Origin of the sequence: Aeromonas sp. QDB56 (assembly GCF_027705505.1) — a bacterium.
Classification (GTDB): Bacteria; Pseudomonadota; Gammaproteobacteria; order Enterobacterales; family Aeromonadaceae; genus Aeromonas; species Aeromonas caviae.
Genome location: NZ_JAPDBZ010000284.1, coordinates 1 through 1,142 on the forward strand (window position 1 = coordinate 1; position 1,142 = coordinate 1,142).

Genomic DNA, 1,142 nt, shown 5'->3' on the forward strand with positions numbered 1-1,142 from the left:
GTACGACAACAGGTCAACTGAGCGAAATCGGCGCCTGAGAGACTGCTGTCCTGCTTTGGAATTGTGCAACAAGGCCCTCGATACCGAGAACAGCATTGTTCGGGAAGGAGATGGTTTCGAATATAGAGTTTGTCTTAACACCCTCAAGGTGACCCTGCTCAACGGTGCCATTACCACTGCGGACAACTCCGCTCTGTGCTATCTCCAACGTGTTCCCATGAAGGGTTACGTGATCAAAGAGATGTGCATGTTCGACAACGAGCCAAGCTCTGCGAAAGCAGCGCACGGCCAGCTGTTCCGCAACTTACGTGAACTCGTGACCTTGACCGGCATGATGTTCCATTAACTCACTAAGCCACTCGTGTTCAACACACAGTGGCTTTTTTCATTTTTAACGCTGCAGAATCAAAATGTCCGGCTAAGACTGCCACTCCGAGCAACCAAATGACCTTTATTAGTCATTTTTCTTGCTTTATGACCGGCCTAGCAGGGATGATAGATGGGTACTCTGCCCGGTAGCCCGACCACATCATGGTCAGAGTCCTGCCCGGACGGATACTCGATGTTGCCTATGGGGCGTCCCAAGCTACTTTGAGGGACGCTTACCGGAGAGAGAATATGACCCTTATCATCCGTTGGTTGTTGTAGGACTTCGTAGATGAACAAGAAACAATTCGACGGGCTAATAGCGCTGACCAAGATGACCTCAGACGCCATTATCCAGGCCATGTATGAAGTGATGGTGTTAGGCAGCACTCAGAAGGAGGCTGCGGAGAAACATGGCGTCAACCGCGGGCTTCTGTCTAAACGCCTGACGGGACTGCGTGAGATCGAGGCGGCCGTCAAACACCTCGTGTCCCTCTATCACGAGGAGCTTTACCCTGCTCCTGAAGTAAAGAAGCGGACCCCACATGATCCCCGACACTGACACCGGGTGGCCATCACTGTAGTCAATGCCGACCAGTGTAACGGCCACCGATGAACCCCAGCCCACCCCATACCAGGATGTTAACCACGCTGCGTGATGGCTTCACCCCTACGCGATTAGAGGAATGCTCTGTGTCTCGTAAGCGCCGCTAAATCGACCTACTTGCCTTCGTTGTATTGCGCCACTTTTTTTGCAATGGGCTCCAGCGGGACGT

The 1,142-nt window shown here is 52.5% G+C and carries 2 protein-coding genes; both read left to right on the forward strand.

All coding sequences use genetic code 11. The features are described 5' to 3' along the window. The coding region (locus tag OKB81_RS20420; RefSeq protein ID WP_270805440.1) for a hypothetical protein at positions 1–346 on the forward strand (346 nt) is incomplete at its 5' end. A 312-nt stretch (positions 347–658) separates the two neighbouring features. Beyond that, a complete protein-coding gene (locus OKB81_RS20425; RefSeq protein ID WP_114523103.1) occupies positions 659–928 on the forward strand; it encodes a PapB/FocB family fimbrial expression transcriptional regulator in 270 nt (89 codons plus the stop codon). The last annotated feature ends 214 nt before the right edge of the window (positions 929–1,142 follow it).

Coding starts and splice junctions, on each gene's coding strand:
- OKB81_RS20425 (WP_114523103.1), top strand. CDS start 659: ATGAACAAGAAACAATTCGACGGGCTAATAGCGCTGACCAAGATGACC.